The following is an 18,162-nucleotide window of genomic DNA, read 5'->3' as shown; positions in this document are numbered from 1 at the left end:
ACTACCTGAGAGCGAACTTCACCGGGATCACGACCTTCACGCGCACCGGCGCGCCGTCGTGCCCCAGTGCCGGCGAGAAGCGCCAGCCCGCCACGGACTCGAGCGCGGCCTCGTCCAGGCCCGGCACCGAGCGGTGGATGCGCGGCGAGCCCGGCTCCACCGTGCCGTCCGTGCCAATGACGACCATCACCATCACCACGCCGGTGATGCCATCCTCCCGGGCGCGGCGCGGATACTCCGGCTTGCCGGACAGCAGCGCCGGCAGCTTCATCACCTCGCGCGGCGTGTAGATGGGCGGCGCGGTGCCCTGCCCTCCGAGCTTGCCGCCCACGATTCCGCCCACCACGCCACCGACGACGCCACCCACCGCGCCGTCCGGAACGCCCGGACCCGCGGGCGCCTGCGACGCGACCGCGGCCACCTCCGTCGCGGCCGGGGGCTCCTCCTGCTCCACCACCGGCTCCAGCTCCTTCACCGGCTCCGGAACCTTCGCGGGGACCACCAGCTCCCGGTGCTTGGGGCGCGGCTTCTGCACCACCGGCTTCACGGGCTGCGGGGTCGCCTGCTTCAGGGCGCCACCCCCCAGCGGAGGCGGAGGCGGCGCGTAGGCCATCAGCACCAGCTCCGGCTCCGGCTTCGTGACCCGCGGCGGCGCCTGGGTCGACACCATCAACCCCACCGCCACCGCCACCACGTGCGCCACGGTCGCGGTCAGCAGGGCCCCGCTCCAGCGACCCCATCCCGCATCCGCCGTGGCGGTCGCGGATTGGAAGAGCCCCACCGGGCTCCGCACCGCATCCGCACGGGCGGTCACAGCCTGCGGCAGCGTCGGGGCAGCGCCCAATCCGTCGTCGAAGTTGAGAATGGTTCGCATTTTCGGTTGCCGCAAGGGGATATCCCCTGGGGGGTGGCAACGTCAATCTGGTGCGATGCTGAAATCATCCCTGCGCGTCGTCACGCGACAGTTTCGCGGCCAAGGGCGCGATTTTCCGAGGTGCGTGGGAACCCAGCTGCGTATAAAGGCCTTCCGCTGACCCGTAATTTGTCGTCGCCCGACTGTCGCATCGGGTGCGACACGCTTAACCCCCCCACCCATGACGCCGGTCCGTTCCCACACCGGGCGTGAAGCCCCCCGCGAGTTCAGGTTCGCCCTGATGGCGGTCGTGTGCGCGGCGGTGCTGGCCGGGTGGCTGGGGATGTTGGGGCTGTCCCCGGCGCCCTTCACCGGAGCTCCAGCGGGAGCCCCACGGCAGGCCACGGCGTCCCGGACGCCCGGACTGTCGAGCACGTCTTCCAGCCCGAAGCTGGGGTGGGAGGAAGCGGGGCTGCTGCATGGCTCGCACGTAGGCGCGCCGCGTGCGGGCTCGCGCGATCAGGTGGAGGGAGCGGGCGCCGGCCTCCGTCCCCAGACCCCCTTCACGCCCCGGCCGGACACGCTGCGTGCGATCCTCGCGCGCCATGACGCGCGGATGCTGGCGCGTGCCGAGGGCCTGCTTGCCCGCGCGCTGCCCTCCAGACTCACGCCGCTGGCGGACCGTCCCCGGACGGTGAACTGCCCGGCGCAGGGTCCACCGGTCCAGGGCTGAGCGGTTCCTTCGTCCCCTCTTCTTTCGTGGGCCCGTGCCCATCTTCCGCCCCGGTGTGACCCCTGGGGCCCAGGCGGGCAGGCCGTTCCCACTCCACAACCCTTTCAGCACGCGGTGCGCTGCTCGCGGCCGCGCGAGATTTTCTTTCATGTCCGCATCCCCTTCCCCCGAACCCACCTCTTCCCCTCCGCAGCAGCCCCAGCAGGGCGGCGCCACCCACGACCAGTGGCAGGGCGCGCGCCTGTTGTGGAGCGGACTGCTGTGCCTGCTCATCATCGTCGGCGCCGTTGCCCTCGAGCGATGCAGCTGAGTCCGCCCTAACTTCCAGTGGATCCGGCCCCGCGCGGAGCGGGCGGGGCCGGTCATCGCGAGCCCATCACCTCCAGAGGCGCCCCCATGCACGACGCCCACGCGTTCCTCCAAGCCCTCGCCACCGTCCTATGTGTCGCGGCGGTCACCACGGTCCTCTTCCAGCGCCTGCGCCAGCCGGTGGTGCTGGGCTACATCCTCGCGGGCTTCATCATCGGGCCTCACGTCCCCATCCCATTGGTGGCGGACCCTGGCATCGTGCAGACGCTGTCGGAGCTGGGCGTCATCCTGCTGATGTTCTCCCTGGGGCTGGAGTTCAGCCTGCGGCGGCTGTTCCAGGTGGGGCCCACCGCGGGGCTCACCGCCGTCATCCAGTGCAGCGTGATGGTGTGGCTGGGCTTCATCATCGGCCGCGCCTTTGGCTGGACGATGCTGGAGAGCCTGTTCACCGGCTGCTGCATCGCCATCTCCAGCACCACCATCATCGCCAAGGCGTTCGACGAGCAGAACATTAGGGGCGCGCTGCGCGGCATCGTGGTGGGCATCCTCATCGTGGAGGACCTCATCGGCATCCTGCTGATGGCCATGCTCACCGCGGTGTCCAGCGGCACCGGCATGTCCGCCGGGGACCTGGCGTACACCGTGGGCCGGCTGGCCGCGTTCCTCGTGGGCCTGGTCGCCATCGGCCTGTTCGTCGTGCCCCGGTTGATGCGCTACATCACGAAGCTCCAGCGGCCGGAGACGACGCTCGTCACCAGCGTGGGCATCTGCTTCGCGGGCGCGCTGCTGGCGCAGACGTTCGGCTACTCGGTGGCGCTGGGCGCGTTCCTCGCGGGCTCGCTGGTGGCGGAGTCCGGCGAGGGCAAGGAGATTGAACACCTGGTGCAGCCGGTGCGCGACCTGTTCGGCGCGGTGTTCTTCGTGTCGGTGGGCATGCTGATCGATCCGGCGCTCATCCGCGAGCACTGGCTGGCCATCGCGGTGCTCACCGCCGTGGTCGTCCTGGGGAAGATCCTCAGCGTGTCGCTGGGCGCGTTCTTCACGGGCAACGGCACGCGCACGTCCGTGCAGGCGGGCCTGAGCCTGTCCCAGATTGGCGAGTTCTCCTTCATCATCGCGGGCCTGGGCCTGTCCCTGAAGGCCACGGGCACGTTCCTCTACCCGGTGGCGGTGGCCGTGTCCGCCATCACCACGTTGACGACGCCGTGGCTCATCCGCGCGTCCGGCCCCATCGCCAACTGGGTGGACCGCAAGCTGCCTGCGCCGCTGCAGACGTTCGCGTCGCTGTACGGCAGCTGGGTGGAGAACCTGCGCACGTCGCCGCGCCAGAAGACGGTGGGCGCGCGCGTGCGGCGCATGGCGCTGCTGATGCTGCTGGACGCGGCGTTCATCACCATCATCGTCATTGGCACGTCCGTGCTGCTGCCGCAGGTGACGGAGTTCATCGACGAGCGCATGGGCTGGGGCAAGACGCTGACGCCGTGGATCGTCATCGGCCTGGCCACGGCGCTGGCCCTGCCCTTCTGCGTGGGCATCGTGCGGATGGGGCGGCGGCTGGGCGTGGTGCTGGCGGAGGGCGCGCTGCCGGCGGCGGCGAACGGCAAGGTGGACCTGGCGGCGGCGCCCCGGCGGGTGCTGGTGGTGGCGCTCCAGTTGGCCAGCGTCTTCATGGTGGGCGTGCCGGTGCTGGCCATCACCCAGCCGTTCCTCCCCGGCGTGCCGGGCGCGGTGCTGCTGCTGGTGTCCCTGGGTGTGATGGGCTTCGCCTTCTGGAAGAGCGCCACGAACCTGCAGGGACACATGCGCGCGGGCGCGCAGGTCATCGTGGAGGCGCTCGCGGCCCAGTCCCACGCCAAGGGCGACGAGGACGAGCCGGCACCGGACGTGCTGCACGGCGTGCGTCAGATGCTGCCCGGCATTGGCGAACCGGAGTCGGTGGCGCTCGGCGCGTCCAGCGCGGCGGTGGGCCGCACCCTGGCGGAGCTCAACCTGCGCGGTATGACGGGGGCCACGGTGCTGGCCATCCGGCGGGGCGACGCGGGCGTGCTGGTGCCCACCGCGCAGGAGGTGCTGCGCGCGGGTGACATCCTCGCGCTCGCGGGGACGCACGAGGCCATCGACGCGGCGAAGGGCGTGCTCGGCTGAGGCGGGCCACCGGATGCAATGGGGGGCGCGGCCGTCCGTAGCAAGGGCATGCCGCTCCCCTTCCGCGTCCCGGAGGTCTCCGCCATGCGCCGCCCGCTCCTCCCCACCCTGTTGCTCGCCTGTTCGCTGGCCGTGCCCGCCCTGGCGGCCGAACCGGCGAAGAAGCCGGCCAAGGCCCCCGCCAAGACCATCTGCGTCAACGTCAAGGACGGGAGCAAGGCGGTCCAGGGGACGAACCTGGTCATCGAGCCCGGGGAGAAGATCAAGGACGCGGTCGCCGTGGACGGCGACGTCATCGTGAAGAAGGGCGCCGTGGTGGACAACGACGTGGCCGCCATCCGGGGCCGCGTCATCCTGGAGCCCGGCGCCAAGGTGAAGGGCGACGTGGTGTCCATCGGCGGCGAGGTGCGGGTGCCCGCGGGCGCGCACGTCGACGGGGACGTGACGGCGCTGGGTGGCAGGCTCGTCCTGGACAAGAAGGAGGACGTGGGCGGTGAGCAGAACTCCCTGTCCCTGGTGTTCAACGGCGACGACCTGGTGAAGGAGTTCATCGGCAAGGCGCTCGACGAGGATGCGGGCAAGTGCCACATCCTCGACGACGACGATGACGACGGCGACAAGGACGTCTGAGCCGTCCTTGCGCGCGTCAGGCGGCCCCCGTCACTTCCATTCTGGCGGGGGCTTGCGCGTGGCGCGGCGGCGCGAGCGGGGTTGCAGGTGCACCTCGTCCCCCCGGCAGACGCGCACGCGCAGGAAGCGCTGGAGCTGATCCAGGGCCAGGTCGTGGTCCTTGTCGCTCTCCGCGCAGCAGCAGTCGCTGAGCACGGTGATCTTGTACTCGTGCATGTGCGCGTCGTGGGCGCTGAAGAAGACGCACAGGTTGGTGGCGATGCCCGCGAGCAGCAGCTTCTTCGTGCCCAGGTGCTCCAGCAGGGGCACCAGCGACGTGGCGAAGAAGGCCGAGTGCTTGGGCTTGAGGATGAAGTAGTCGTCCGGCTGGGGCTTGAGCGCGCGGGCGACGCGCTGGCCCCGGCTGTCCCGCCGGGTGCAGTGCTTGTAGACGTCCGTGAAGCTGCTGCGCCACAGGTCGAAGTTGTCGTTGACGTAGATGACCGGGACGCCCGCCTTGCGCATCCGCTCCGCGAAGGGGCCCAGGCGCTCCACCATGCGCAGCGCCCAGGGCAGGACGTTCTCCCCGCCGGGGAACTCCAGGTCATTGATGACGTCGATGATGAGCAACGCGGTGTCATGCCGCCGCTCGTGCGGCGTGCGCGTCTGCTTCCGGACCGCCTGGCGCGGCTTCGCCACGTCCACCTCCCCGTGGCGGAACGCTAATCATCCGCGAGCGGGAGGCGGAGCCCCTGGGGGCCGCTTCGTTGGCCGCCAACATCTTCCACCTGGAGAATTGCCGCCCCTGCCCTCGACGCCCAACTTCACTCCCGGGGAGGCACGAATGGCTTCACCCGCGAGCTTCCCGACGTGCAGGCGCTCGAAAGCGGCACCTTGCGTGGCGCCACCTCCAGGCACCGCGCCTCTCCCGGATGCGAGCGGGCGCGCGCATCGCCTGGGCGCGGAGGGAGGACGGTTCGTGAGCACGCAAGGCACTCCACCCCCAGGCGGAAGGCTGCACTTCGCCATCAAGAAGTTCGAGCGCGGCATCGTCGTCACGGTCGTCGTGATGATGATGGTCGTCGTCGCGCTTGCCACCCTCGAGCTGGGGTGGATCATCGCCCAGGACATCATCACCCCGCCCGTGCTCATCCTGGAGGTGGATGAACTGCTGGAGATTTTTGGTTTCGTTCTCCTCATCCTCATTGGCGTGGAGTTGCTGGAGACCATCAAGGCGTACCTGCGCGACAACGTCGTGCACGTTGAAATCGTCCTGGAGGTCGCGCTCATCGCCATCGCCCGGAAGGTCATCGTTCTGGACCTGTCGAAGTATGACGGCGTCAGCGTGCTGGCCGTGGCGGCGCTCATCATCGCGCTCGCAGTGGCGTTTTCCCTCAGGGCGCGGCGCGGGTCCGCCCGCCGCCGTCAAGGAAGAAGCCCCCCAACCGGGCAGCAGGCCGGGAGGCATTCCTGACGACAGCAGGGTCACCGCCGGGCACGGCGGGGCCGCCACACGACCCCCGCGAGCAGCCACCAGGCCAGGACACCCGGAAGCGCGGTGGCGCCGGCACTGCACCCGCCGGAGTCAGCCTCATCCGGGCCCGTCACCGTGCCGCCGTCCTGCTTGACGCCCGCATCCGCGCCACTTCCGCCGTCCGTGCCGGTCCCCGCATCCGCATTGGCTCCGGCATCCGTCTGGGTACCCGCGTCCACGGCGCTGCCCGCATCCGAGCTGGTGCCGGCGTCGAAGACCGTCGCCGCCCGGACCTGGATCTGGAACGTCTGGACCGCATCCGGGGTCTGTCCATTGCTGGCGCGCACGGAGACGGTCACGGTCCCTTCAGCCGCGGGCGTCCAGGACAGACGTCCACTGACAGGGTCCAGCGTCATGCCTTGCGGCCCCTGCAACAGCGTCAGTGAAGCCACCGGCTTTCCGCTCGCCGTGACCGTGTATGCATAGGGTGTCCCCACGGTCGCCGTCGTCAGGGGCGCGGAGGTGATGGCAGGCACCCCGAGCACGTCCCTGGCGATGACGGTGACCACCCGCGAGGTGAGTCCCGGCGAGGACACCGTCAACAGGGCCACATCGTCCTCGCTGTCGGTGTCGCGCACGGTCGCCACTGTGACGGTCTTCGCGGAGGTGCCGTCCTCGGGCGTGAAGGTCAGGGAGGCACCGCCGGTGACGGTCACGTCCGCGCTCCCCGAAGTCCGGGCCACGGTGACCGTCACGGGAGACGTCGGCGCGTAGGTCAGGCGGACGGTGAAGGTGCCGCCCATTCCCTCGTCCAGGTCGAACGACGTGGTGGAGAGCTGGAGCGCCTGGACTTCGTCCTCCTCGGTGCGCGCGTGGATCTCCACGCCGGGCACGCCCTCCGGAAAGCCCGGGGCCATGGTGACGAAGAACGTGGCGTGGTCCACCTCCGAGTCCGCGTCCTGGGCCGCGCTGAGGGTGATGAACTGCGGGACGCTCCAGTTGGTCGCGTCGAAGAGCACCGGCTGCCCGGCGCTCACCCGGATGTCCGAGTCCTGTTCACGCCTCACCAGGGCCACGGACGTCGGGGTCGTCGGCGGCATGGCCAGGGAGACCATGAGCGTCTTCGACCCGCCTTCGGGGACGACCAGGTCCTGGGTGGAGACGACCACGCCCTGGCCCGCGGGCAGCGGCGTGACGCGGTAGATGATGTTGCCCAGGGACAGCACATACAGCGCGCCGTCCGGCCCCACCGCGACGTCGGTGAACGACTCCCAGTCGGAGTAGTTCACCACGAGGTCCACCTTGTTCACGGAGCCATCCGCTCCCAGGTCGACCCGGAACACGCTCCCATCGAAGTCGGCGAAGAAGTAGTCCCCCTGGTACTCGGAGGGAAAGCGCGTGCCCGCGTAGAACGCGCCACCGACGACGGCGTCGCCCATCGGGTCTGTCTTCAACCCGCCGCCGCCGCTCACCGCATCCGGGCCGGGCTGCGCCACGGTGAAGGACAAGGGCGAGGGAAAGCCCGTGATGAAGCCCACCCCGTTGAAGCTGGGGTCTCGCACATCACGCAGGTGCACCTTCTTGCCCTTGCGCAGAGAGGACACCGGATGGGTGCCACTCACGGTGAAGGTCGCGACCCCGTTCTTGCGCACGGCGCCGTTCGCCGTGAAGCCGTACTCCTCCCACTGCCCTGGCGTGTACGCGACGAGCGGCGCCAGGAAGCCCGCGGGCTGGTTGTTCTCATACTGCCACCAGCCACCATGTTCGCCCCGGCCCACGCTGAAGATCTGCTCGGCGGCTTCGCCAGCGACATTGGCCCAGAGCTTCCCGGTCCCCGGCTGGAAGCGGATCCGGAAGGGATTGCGGAAGCCTCGCGCCCAGATGAGGTCGTGGTTCGGCCCCCAGTCGTCGTAGAAGGGGTTGTCCGTGGGGATGGTCCCGTCCTTGTTGACGCGGAGGATCTTCGACGACATCTGGGACAGGTCATCATTGCCGCCCTCGGACGTCCCCCGGTCCCCGACGCCAAAATACAAGCGCCCATCCGGACCGAAGGCCAGACCTCCGCCGTTATGGGTCACGCCCGAGGGGATGTTGTCGACGATGACGGTCCGCCCGACACCGACGCCACCCGAGTCCCTGAACCGGAGGATCTGCGCGATGTACCGGACGACGCCGTTCACCGTGATGTTCGGCTGGCTGGCGAAGACGTAGACATAGCGGTTGGTCGCGAAGTCCGGATCGAACACCAGACTCTGCAGCCCCTGTTCACCATCCGTCGCCACCACCTCCGTGATGAAAGGCGTGGGCAGGAGCGCGCCGTTCTGGATGACCCGGACCGTTCCCCCCTTGAGCACCACGAAGAGACGGTTGGAGCCGTCCGGAGCCCAGGTCAGCCCGGAGGCCTCCTGGAGCGCGTTCGTTTCAATGAACTTCGCGACCTCGACGCCATAGGCGCCAGTCGCCGGAGGCGGGATATGGGTCTGGGCCTGGGCGGTGAAGGCCGCAAGGCATGCCAGCACAAGCAGGGGCGGGGCTGAACGCATGGCAGACACGCTACCACCAGCTACGGTCTGGGCTTCACACCCCAGATGCCCACCTTGCCGTCGTCCATGCCCCAGCACACGAAGCGGCCGTCAGGGGAGAAGTTCGCGGTGCTGCCCTGCATGTCATCCAGGTCCGAATAGGCGAAGACCTTGCGCCCTTCGCGGACGTCGATGACCACGAACGCGCTCGTGTCCGCGCTGGCGGCCAGGAGGGAGCCCTTGGGGCTGAACTCCAGCTGCATCGCGCCGGAGGCCGGCGCCTGGATGACCCGAAGGGTCTCCAGTCCTGGGAGGCGCAGGAACAACAGCTCGCCACCGGAGTTCGCGGCGACCAGCGACTCTCCGGACGGCGTGAACGCCACATTCCAGATCCGCTGGGTATCGATCGCACGGGTCCGCACGGGCTTGCCTGTCCTGGCATCCCAGAGGCGAACAGAGCCACGAGTCGCGGCACCATCCTGTTCCTCGGCGGCGCCCACGGCCGCGAACCGGCCATCCGGCGACAGCGCGCATCCGTAGAGGAACGCGCGGTCCTCCAGCCGCCACACGAGCCAACCGCGCTCCAGGTCCCACAGCAGGACACGGCCCTGGGCGGACGCAAGCAGCAGGCGAGTCCCGTCCGGGGACAGGAATGCGTTGGCGACGAACCCGCCGGTCTCCACCGAGGATACCAGCGTGCCGTCGGTGACGGACCAGGTCTGGAGGGTGCCGCGCGCCGTCACGGACAGAAGGCGCTGGGAGCCAGGAAGGAACCACGCGGCCACGCAGCGGGAAACCGGGTGCGCGAAGAGCGGAGCCGTCGTGTCCGAGTGCAGGTCCCACCAGCGCAACGGCGTCCCACCCTGCTTCTGGACGGACAGCAGGTAGCGCGAAGACGCATCCCACCCCAGCCACTGCCACCGTGTGTACTCCGACAGCTCAGGCTCCCCCAGCGTCCGCAGGAGGGACAACTGTCTCGCGGCGTCAGGGGTTAGCATCAGGGAAGACGGGAGCATGGAGCGGGTCCGGAGTCGACGCATAGCCGCTCACGCACGGGGCATGAAGGGGTTTCGCGCAGGGACCGCACGGAGGGGGGCTTGAGCTGGACCGAACGGGCGGCCTAAGACGCGGGCTCCCCTTCCAGGGGACCCTTTTCGAGGAACTTCATGTTCAAGAAGATTGCCATTGGCGTCGTCGCCGCGCTCGCGCTGCTCGCCGGTTTCATCGCGACCCGCCCTGATACCTTTACCGTCACGCGCTCCGCCACCGTGCCGGGCACGCCCGACATCGCGTTCGGTCTCGTCAATGACTTCCACCAGTGGAACCAGTGGTCTCCCTGGGACAACCTCGACCCGAACATGAAGCGGACCTTCGACGGCGCGGAGTCGGGCGTTGGTGCCACCTATGGGTGGGTGGGCAACAACGACGTCGGGGAGGGCCGCATGACCATCCTGGAGGCCACTGCCAACGCGTCCGTCCGCATCAAGCTGGAGTTCATCAAGCCCTTCGAGGACAGCAGCATCACCACCTTCACGTTCAATCCCGCCACGGACGGCACCGCCGTCACCTGGACCATGGCCGGCGACCACAACTTCATGAGCAAGGCGATGTGCCTCGTCATGGACATGGACCAGATGATCGGCAAGGACTTCGAGAAGGGCCTCGCCAGTATGAAGACCGCTGCCCAGGCCGAGGTCACGAAGCGCGCGGAGGCCGAAGCCGCCCGCAAGGCTGCCGAGGCCAAGGCCGCCCAGGAAGCCGCCGCCGCTGCCCCCGCCGTCGCCGTGCCGACCCCGTAGTCCCACCGCCATCTCGCGGCCAACGGCCCCTCGAGCCTCCCTTGGCTCGAGGGGCTTTCCTTTTCGACTCACAACCGCCAGCGCTGGGGCGCGGGCTCCCGGACCAGCCCCGGGCTCCTGCGATTGACCAGGCGGTTGCGCGGATCCACCGCGACCTGCTGGACCTTCCACGGCAACCCCTCCACCGTGAGGCCTGCCGTCACGGACTCCGGCTCCAGGCCGTAGGAGACCGTGCCCCTCCGCCGCTCCTCCGGCGCCAGGCCCTGGAGTTCCAACTCCACCTCGCAGGGATACACCTTCCCGGTCACCGTCCGCTGCGTCACGGTCAGCGTGAGCACCTCGCCCTGGCGCCACTCCACCTGGAAGTACGGCCAGTCCGGCTCCCCTTCCCCATCCACCCAGGTGTCGAAGTAGCGCCGCAGGCTCCCTCCCGAAGCGCCTTCGAGCGCCTGGCGCAGGTCCTCGATGCTCCGGACGCCCGGCTCTGCAAGGAACGCCTGGAGCCCCGCCAGCACCTGCTCCCGCCCCAGCAGGGACTCCAGCTGCACCAGGAGGATCAGCGTGCCCGTGCCGTAGATGTCATTCACGAAGGAGAGGAAGGGCGGCGCGGGCGTGTCTCTTGGACGCAGATGGTAGGACGCCGTCCGCGCCAACCGGTCCCAATACGCCAGCGTGACCGCGGCCTCTTCGCTCCGGTGCTCGTCCTCGAAGACATACGTGAGGTACTCCGCCACCGCCTCCTTCCACGGATAGTCCTGTGCGCTCGCCAGCGTCGTCCGGTCTCCGGCCCACTGGTGCACGATTTCATGCATCAACGTGTGCAACGTCACGTTGGCATAGACCCCGCCAATCCCTGGCAGATCGTCGCGCAGCACGATGTTGGCCGGGTGCTCCATGCCCAGCCAGTCCGTGCGCCCGCTGGCCACGCGCAGCTCCGGGCCATAGGGCAGCGGCCCGAAGCGCGCCGTCATCCACGCCAGGAACTCCGCCACCGCGCCCGCGTCGATCGCCGCCCCGAGCGGTCCCCCGGGCGGCTCATACAGCTCCACGCGCCCCGCGTCCGTGTCCACCAGCCGTGTCCGCTCCCACGCGGGATGCGACGCGACCATGAAGGCGGAGTACGTGGGGGCCCGAGTCTCCAGGAGCTCGCAGCGCGTATGTGTTTCATCGCGCCGAGACAGGCTCCCCGGACACAACACGCGCTCCCCGGGCGCGTGCGTGATGTCGAAGGTGAAGTGCGCCAGCCGCCCGGGCGCCGTGTCACACGGACCGAAGAGGTCGCAGGACTCCACCCAGCCCAGCAGATACGCGAAGGGACGGCCCTGTGCATCCGACCGCCGTGAGAACCCCACCTGCGTGTACGGCACCGTGGCTTCCGGAACACGCAGCCGGCTGTCGAGCCACAAGGGCCCCTCCACCGGCGTCACGCCACAGACCTCCAGCCGGCCATCCGCCACGCGGAAGCCTTCGGGAGCCACCCCGCCCCACCGCGCGTCCAGCACCTCCGCGCGAGCCGGGAGCGACACGCAGCCCCGCGCGCCCGCCTCCACGTCCAGCCACAGCCGCGACGACGCCTCCCCCGTGGTGAGGTCGAAGGCGAGGTCGTAGCGCTCCACGGTGGACGCCAGCGGCCCCCGCACCACGTCCGGCGGTCCCACTGGCGGTTCACCGGACTCGCAGCCCGTGACGCCCAGGATGAAGTACGGCAGCGCGAAGCGTCTGAGCCAGGGCAGGAGCACGGCTCGGATACGGACCCGGGCGCCCACCCGGGTCGTCCTGGAAATGAAAGAGGGGCGGCCATCGCCCTGGCCGCCCCTCCCCTCACCTCAAGGCCTCACCGTTACTTCGTGAAGGTGATGGGCCCCGAGGACAGCGTGGTGTTGTTCGCGCCATCCACCGCGCGCACGCGCCACGTGTGCGAGCCCGTGGACAGACCGTTCAGCGTCGTCTGCTCCGTGCCCACGCCGTAGACCTCGAACTCCCACAGCGAGTAGCCGTACGCCGTCGCGCGCTGCACACCGCGCATGCGCACGAAGCGGCCCACGCCGGCCACCGTCCAGTCGTCGATGCCTCCGTCGCCGGTGTCCACCGTCTTCAGCGCCGTCCAGTTGGTGGAGCCGTCCAGCGACGCCTCCAGCACGTAGCGGCGGCCGTACGCGGCCTCCCAGTTCAGCACGATGCGCTTGAGCGAGTAGATGGCCCCCAGGTCGATGGTGATGGACTCCGTGTCACCCGTGGTCGCCGTGCCCACGCTGGACCAGCGCGTCGTGAGGCTTCCATCCACCGCGTCGTTCGCGCTGCCGAACTCCACGGACGTGGCGTAGGCATTCTTCCCCCGCGCCAGGTTCGTGCCCGCCGGCACCGGCGTGCTGCGCAGGATGGAGGGGGTGCGGTCCGCACCGTCCACGATGAGGACGTACTCCGCCACGCCCGCGCCCACGTCCGTCGTCTGCTCCCAGATGAAGCGCGTGGACGTGCCCGGCACCGACTGCCCGGCCGACGGCGACAGCGCCGCGAAGGCCGCGGGCGGCGTCGTGTCGTTCAGCGTGAAGGTGAACGTCGCGGACTGCGTGACGCCGTTCGCCCAGTTGAACGCCTTCACGAACCAGGTGTGCGTCCCGTTCGCCAGCTTCAGCCCGTCCAGCGCCGCCGACGGCGTCTTCGTGATGGCCACCGGCATTGAGCCACCATCCAGGAACACCTCGTAGCGCTGGATGCCCGTCTGCGGGTCGCTGCTCGCCGCCCAGGTGAACGCCGGGCGCGTGCCGGTGATCACCAGGTTGTTCGACGGCGTCAGCAGGTTGAACGCCACGGGCGGCGTCGCGTCCGTCAGGCCGAAGCCCTGGATGCCCGCGCCGTACTGGTACAGCGGGTTGCCGTACGTGGGCGGCACCGGCTGGCCCGCAGCGATCTTCTGTCGGATGGCCGCGCGCTCCGCATCCGTCGCGCCCAGGTCGAACGGCAGGTCCCACTTCTCCAACTGGTTGCTCTCCACGTCCGTGCCAATCTGGCTCATGGAGCGAGGCAGCTGCCACGGCGTCTTGCCGCGCGGCAGCACGTCACCGAACAGCACGTCCGCCACCGCGTAGCCGCCCATGTCGCCGGGGCGGTACGCCAGCATCAGCGCGTTGGAGAGCGGCACCACGTTCGTCAGCACGTAGGGACGCGGGCTGATGACCACCACCGTCGTGGGGATGCCCCGCGACTTGAAGCTGTTGATGACGCCGTACTGGTCGCCCCACTTCGCGTCGTGGGCCGGGCCAATCGGGTCGCCAGGCAGGTATGGCTTCTCCTTGTCCCACTCCGTGCCGTGGGTGAAGTAGCTCTCGCCCACCACCACGATGGCCGCGTCCGGCGTCACGCCCGCGGGGGCGTTGTCCTTGTAGACCGTGAGCCCCGCGGCCTCCGCGCGCGCCTTCACCGCCGCGTAGATGGTCGGGTCGCCGAACTCGTTGCCGTGGAAGTCCGAGCGCCAGGTCACCATGCAGGACATGTCGTCCGCGCGAGGGCCCGCGATGACCAGCTTGCCGCCCGCCGGCAGGCGGATGGGCAGCGCGCCATCGTTCTTGAGCAGCGTCATGGCCTCCTGGGAGGCCCGGCGCACCGCCGCCTTGCTGTCCGCGGTGTGCCACTGGGACGTGCCCGCGGGGCCCTGCTTGTACGGGTCCTCGAAGATGCCCAGGCGGAACTTCAGGTCCAGGATGCGGCGCACGGAGTCGTTGATGCGCGCGACGGGTACTTCGTTCTCGAAGTTGGCCATGGCCTGCGGCGTGGCGCCGCCCATCACGTCCGAGCCCGCCGTGGCGGAGCGCACCCACGACCCCGACGGCAGCCAGTCCGAGCAGATGACGCCGTCGTACTTCAGCTGGTTGCGCAGGTAGTTGAGGATGCCCGGGTTGTCACCCGCGCCGTAGCCCTCCGGCCCCAACAGCCAGCTGCCCGCGTAGCCCGGCATGATGCCGCTGGTGCCCGCCTCGATGGCCGCGTGCCACGGACGCATGTGGTAGTGGATGGTGGTGCCGTCGTAGGTGATGCCCGCCTCACCGCCAGCGCCCTGCCCCGGCCAGTGCTTCGTCGTCACCCAGATGGAGGACGGGTTCACCTCCGGACCGCCCTGGAGGCCCGCGATGAGCGCGCGGGTGATGCCCGCCGCCAGGTCCGCGTCCTCGCCGTTGCCTTCCTGCGTGCGCGGATAGAGGACCTTGGTGTTCACCTCCGCCAGCGGCGACAGCGTGCCTCGGCTGCCAATGGCCAGCTGCTCGCGGCGCTGGATGTCACCCATCTCGTAGATGGTGTCCAGGTCGCGCGTGGCCGCCAGCGCGGGCTGCGTGGGCCAGCTCGTCTTGTAGCCGTGGATGGTGTCACCCGCGTCGATGTGCGGGATGCCCAGGCGCGTGGCCGCGGACGCTTTCTGGAACATGGGGATGTCCGTGGGCGACAGGGGCCCCATCTGGAAGCCGGCCTCCGGGTACGTCTTGGCGTCGTAGAACATCTGCAGCGCCTTCTCGCGCAGCGTCATGCGGCCCAGCAGGTCGTTCACGCGCACGGAGACGGGGTTGTGCCAGTCCTCGTACGGCTCAATCGTCCCGTTCTTGTTCAGGTCGCGGATGCCGTTGATGAGGTTGATGCCGTCCGCCTGCGTCTCCACCACCGGCAGGTACACGCTGAAGTTGCCGATGTCCGAGCGCGACGTGGTGCCGCCCGACAGCGTGGCCACGACGTACCACTTGTACGTCCAGCGGTCCGGCAGGTCGTCCGTGAAGGTGAAGGACGTGCCCGTCTGCGACGCCACCTGCGTGTACCTGTCCAGCAGGTTGCCCGCCGCCATCCAGTCGTAGTCGTTGCGCGTGAGGTTGACGTAGAGCTTGTAGTTCGTCGCGCCCGTCACCGTGGCCCACGACAGCGTGGGACGGCGGGTCGCGGTGATCATCGCGTTGTTGGCCGGCGAGGACAGGCGGAACGCTCCGGCCACCGGCAGCGGCGCGGGCGCCACGTACGGGTCCGGGATGATGGTCGGGTCGCGCGGGTCCGTGGGGCCATTGCCCGTGGAGAAGATTTCCACGTTCCAGTCCGCGCCCTGCACCGCCAGCGCCGTGACGGACTGCGCGCGCTGCTGCACGCCGTTCACGTCCACCACCGCCAGGCGGATGTCCGTGTTGGGCTGCGTGGGGGAGAACTGGTTCTTCGACAGCGTCACCGTCGTGTTGGGCGGGAACGTGAGCTGGTAGGTGAAGGGCCCGGGCGGGTTGCGCACGGACGGCGTGGTGTTGCCCTCCTCCGGCACCGGCGTCACCGACAGCGGCGCGGGCGACACGTTGATCTTCGCGTACGCCAGCTCCGGGAAGTTCAGCTTGATGGTCTGGTTGGTGGTCTGCGTGGGCGGCGGAGTCGTGCCCCCGTCCTGGTAGACCTCGAAGGACCACAGCGAATAGCCATAGCCCGTGCCGCGCTCCGTGCCGCGCATGCGGATGTAACGGTACGTGCCCGACACGGGGATCTCGCGGCGGCCGATGGCGCCGTTGGTCACCGTGTTGAGCGTCGTCCAGGTGCTATCGTTGTTGGAGCCGTCAATCGTGTACGTCTTGGCGTACGCGCCCTCCCAGTCCAGCACCACCTTGCCCACCACCTGGGACGACCCCAGGTCCACGCGGATCCACTGCGGGTCCACGCCCTGCGCGGAGGCCCAGCGCGTGTTGACGTCACCGTCGAACGCGAAGCCCGGCTGGAGCCCCGCCGCGTCCGCCTCCACGCTGGACGCGGTGGCCGGACGGTTGCGCGCCAGGTCCGTGTTGGTGGGAGGCGGCGTGCCGCCCGTCTCATAGACGGCGAACTCCCACAGCGAATAGCCATACGCGGGCAGCGCGCGGGTGACGCCCTGCATGCGGACGTAGCGTCCCGTGATTCCAGAGGGCAGGGACACGTCGTCCACCCCGCCGTCACCGGTGTTCACCGTCAGCGCGTCGGTGAAGGTGGTGTTGTTGCTAGAGACCTGGATTTTATAGACCGTGGCGTAGGCCGCCTCCCAGGTGAGCACCACGCGCGAGATGGTGCGCGTCTGGCCCAGGTCCACGGTGATCCATTCGTTCGCCGTGAAGCCACTGGCCCAGCGGGTGCCACCGTCACCATCCACCGCGTACTGGCCCAGGAATGGACCCTCCGCGGAAGAGGTGTAGGTGACCTTGTTCAGCGCGACGTTCGTCTGCGCCAGGGCGTCGGTCGCGCCCAGGAGGGACACCAGCGTGAGCACCGCCGCGAAGGCTTGTAACCACCCGACACGCGGTGCTTCACGGAGACATGGGCTTGCGCCCCTGCTTGACAATTGCGGCAAGGATCCAGACATAGGGGGATGACTCCTTGAGTAGGAACAGCCACTGCATCCCTGCCCTGTCGACACCGCGCGCGGGGGCGTGACGGTGGCTTCAAGACAAGGCTCGGGCGTTCCGGCTGTCACACGGCGACAGCCGGCCCGCCCTTCCTGGCACTGCGTTCCTGCCTAATCCGCGGTGAAGTACAGGTTGTCGAGCAGGAGGGACTGACCGGTCGTTCCGCCTTCCGCCGCGAAGGTGAACGGTGAAGACACGTCGTTGAGCTTCAGGCCCGCCGCGACGAAGTCCGCCACGGGGATGGCCAGGTGGTGCCACTCGCCATCGTTCGCCCAGCCGTACCTCGTGACGGCGAGCGGGTTGCCCTTCTCCGCGGTGCCCGTGCCACTGGTCATGCCGATCTTCACGTTGGCGAAGGCGGCGTCGGACGACTTCATGCTCACGTGGAGCGTCTTCCACGCGTCGAAGTTGTGCGTCTGCTTCCAGTGCACCCCGAAGCCCATCCACGGCTTGCCGTTCTGGACGATGCGGTCCGCGGACTTGCCCTCGACGTGGTCCGGGTCGGACTCCACGTAGACGGTGTTCTCGTAGAGGTAGAAGTTGGAGTCGACGTTGTCGAGGATGATCTCCTGCGAGCGGCCCGTCTCGTAGAAGATGCCCACCATCAGGCGGGCCTTGCCGGCCTCGTAGGGGAACGGCCCCGGCAGCATGTCCGCGGGCTGCGGCCCGCCGTCAGGGTTCTGGGGGTCCGGCAGCTCCTGTCCCGAGTAGTCCGCCGGGCCCGGATCCGGGCGGCAGGCGGAGAGCAGCAGCAACAGGCCCCACACAGGCTTCTTCATGGCTTCACCGCCCGGTCCGCACCACTGGAGGTCTTCACCATCACCCAGCCGCCCGCCACGGTGCCGCCCAGCTCGACGACGCCCTTGTACGCGGGCGTCACCAGCTCGTAGGCCACCGTGCCGGACGCGTCGTAGGTCACCGCGTCCGGGAAGTTGTCGAGCACGGACTGGTAGGCCTTCACCGCCATCTCTCGCGTCTGGGCCAGGCTCGCCTGGTCCGCCAGCCCGCGCTGGTAGATGGCGGCCAGGTTGAGGGCCACGTAGTACTGCGCTTCACCGTACGGCCCGTTCGCGAGCACCGTGGCCCACGCGTAGTAGGCCCCCACCGGGTCCGCCCCGGACTGGATCCGCCACTTCGTCTCCGTGCCCACCCCCGACATCGCGAAGGGGTTGTTCGGATCATCCAGCACGGAGGTGTTCGGGTAGATGCCCATGGCCGGGTCGGTGACCGTGAAGGTCATCCCGTCCAGCGGCCTGCCGTAGATGATGGTCGGGTCCTCGTAGCAGCCAGACAGCGCGGCCACGGTGGCCAGCAGGAAACCAGTCCTCATGATGC

General features: G+C 69.2%; 14 protein-coding genes. 6 read left to right on the top strand and 8 right to left on the bottom strand.

All coding sequences use genetic code 11. The annotated features are described in order from the left end of the window. Window position 1 precedes the first annotated feature (1 nt). Window positions 2-874: a TonB family protein gene (locus tag JYJ93_RS22100; RefSeq protein WP_206794351.1), complete on the bottom strand. Its 873-nt coding sequence runs from the start codon at window positions 872-874 to the stop codon at window positions 2-4. A 280-nt stretch (window positions 875-1,154) separates the two neighbouring features. On the opposite strand from JYJ93_RS22100, the gene JYJ93_RS22095 reads away from it, so the two are divergent. The 4 genes from JYJ93_RS22095 (at window position 1,155) to JYJ93_RS22080 (ending at window position 4,670) form a co-directional block, all read left to right on the top strand. Then, window positions 1,155-1,586, top strand: a complete 432-nt coding sequence (locus tag JYJ93_RS22095; protein WP_206794349.1) for a hypothetical protein — start codon at window positions 1,155-1,157, stop codon at window positions 1,584-1,586. A 148-nt stretch (window positions 1,587-1,734) separates the two neighbouring features. Beyond that, entirely contained in the window at window positions 1,735-1,896 is a 162-nt protein-coding gene (locus JYJ93_RS22090; protein WP_206794347.1) for a hypothetical protein, read from the top strand. 86 nt (window positions 1,897-1,982) lie between these two features. Continuing rightward, window positions 1,983-4,040, top strand: coding sequence for a cation:proton antiporter (locus JYJ93_RS22085; RefSeq protein ID WP_206794345.1), 2,058 nt, complete (start codon window positions 1,983-1,985; stop codon window positions 4,038-4,040). A gap of 84 nt (window positions 4,041-4,124) precedes the next feature. Continuing rightward, window positions 4,125-4,670, top strand: coding sequence for a hypothetical protein (locus JYJ93_RS22080; protein ID WP_206794343.1), 546 nt, complete (start codon window positions 4,125-4,127; stop codon window positions 4,668-4,670). 30 nt (window positions 4,671-4,700) lie between these two features. On the opposite strand, the gene JYJ93_RS22075 is transcribed toward JYJ93_RS22080, so the two are convergent. After that, window positions 4,701-5,348 (bottom strand): isochorismatase family cysteine hydrolase, encoded by a 648-nt coding sequence (locus tag JYJ93_RS22075; RefSeq protein ID WP_206794341.1) that lies wholly within the window; start codon window positions 5,346-5,348, stop codon window positions 4,701-4,703. A gap of 280 nt (window positions 5,349-5,628) precedes the next feature. Between JYJ93_RS22075 and JYJ93_RS22070 the strand changes: the two genes are divergently transcribed. Beyond that, complete coding sequence (locus tag JYJ93_RS22070) at window positions 5,629-6,123, top strand: phosphate-starvation-inducible PsiE family protein (RefSeq protein WP_206794339.1); 495 nt, start codon at window positions 5,629-5,631, stop codon at window positions 6,121-6,123. Window positions 6,124-6,134: 11 nt separating this feature from the next. Here JYJ93_RS22070 and JYJ93_RS22065 read toward each other — a convergent pair whose 3' ends face one another. Both JYJ93_RS22065 and JYJ93_RS22060 read right to left on the bottom strand, forming a co-directional pair. Continuing rightward, the gene (locus tag JYJ93_RS22065; RefSeq protein ID WP_206794337.1) at window positions 6,135-8,666 is read right to left on the bottom strand and encodes a PQQ-dependent sugar dehydrogenase; all 2,532 of its coding nucleotides are present in this window, start codon (window positions 8,664-8,666) and stop codon (window positions 6,135-6,137) included. 20 nt (window positions 8,667-8,686) lie between these two features. After that, a complete protein-coding gene (locus JYJ93_RS22060) occupies window positions 8,687-9,661 on the bottom strand; it encodes a hypothetical protein (RefSeq protein ID WP_206794335.1) in 975 nt (324 codons plus the stop codon). Between the two features lie 150 nt (window positions 9,662-9,811). On the opposite strand from JYJ93_RS22060, the gene JYJ93_RS22055 reads away from it, so the two are divergent. Next, window positions 9,812-10,444, top strand: coding sequence for an SRPBCC family protein (locus JYJ93_RS22055; protein WP_206794333.1), 633 nt, complete (start codon window positions 9,812-9,814; stop codon window positions 10,442-10,444). 68 nt (window positions 10,445-10,512) lie between these two features. Here the strand turns inward: JYJ93_RS22055 and JYJ93_RS22050 are convergent, their stop codons facing one another. From JYJ93_RS22050 to JYJ93_RS22035, 4 genes are all read right to left on the bottom strand, one after another. Next, complete coding sequence (locus tag JYJ93_RS22050) at window positions 10,513-12,183, bottom strand: M1 family aminopeptidase (protein ID WP_206794332.1); 1,671 nt, start codon at window positions 12,181-12,183, stop codon at window positions 10,513-10,515. Between the two features lie 101 nt (window positions 12,184-12,284). Continuing rightward, entirely contained in the window at window positions 12,285-16,784 is a 4,500-nt protein-coding gene (locus JYJ93_RS22045; protein WP_206794330.1) for a discoidin domain-containing protein, read from the bottom strand. Window positions 16,785-16,937: 153 nt separating this feature from the next. Beyond that, window positions 16,938-17,606 (bottom strand): putative glycoside hydrolase, encoded by a 669-nt coding sequence (locus tag JYJ93_RS22040; protein WP_206794328.1) that lies wholly within the window; start codon window positions 17,604-17,606, stop codon window positions 16,938-16,940. Then, window positions 17,603-18,157 (bottom strand): hypothetical protein, encoded by a 555-nt coding sequence (locus tag JYJ93_RS22035; protein WP_206794326.1) that lies wholly within the window; start codon window positions 18,155-18,157, stop codon window positions 17,603-17,605. The genes JYJ93_RS22040 and JYJ93_RS22035 overlap by 4 nt, the downstream gene beginning before the upstream one ends. Window positions 18,158-18,162 lie beyond the last annotated feature (5 nt).

It is taken from the genome of Corallococcus sp. NCSPR001 (assembly GCF_017309135.1).
In the GTDB taxonomy this organism is placed as follows: Bacteria; Myxococcota; Myxococcia; order Myxococcales; family Myxococcaceae; genus Corallococcus.
The sequence above is the reverse complement of the archived record's forward strand: the minus strand, read 5'-3'. Positions and strand labels throughout refer to the sequence as shown.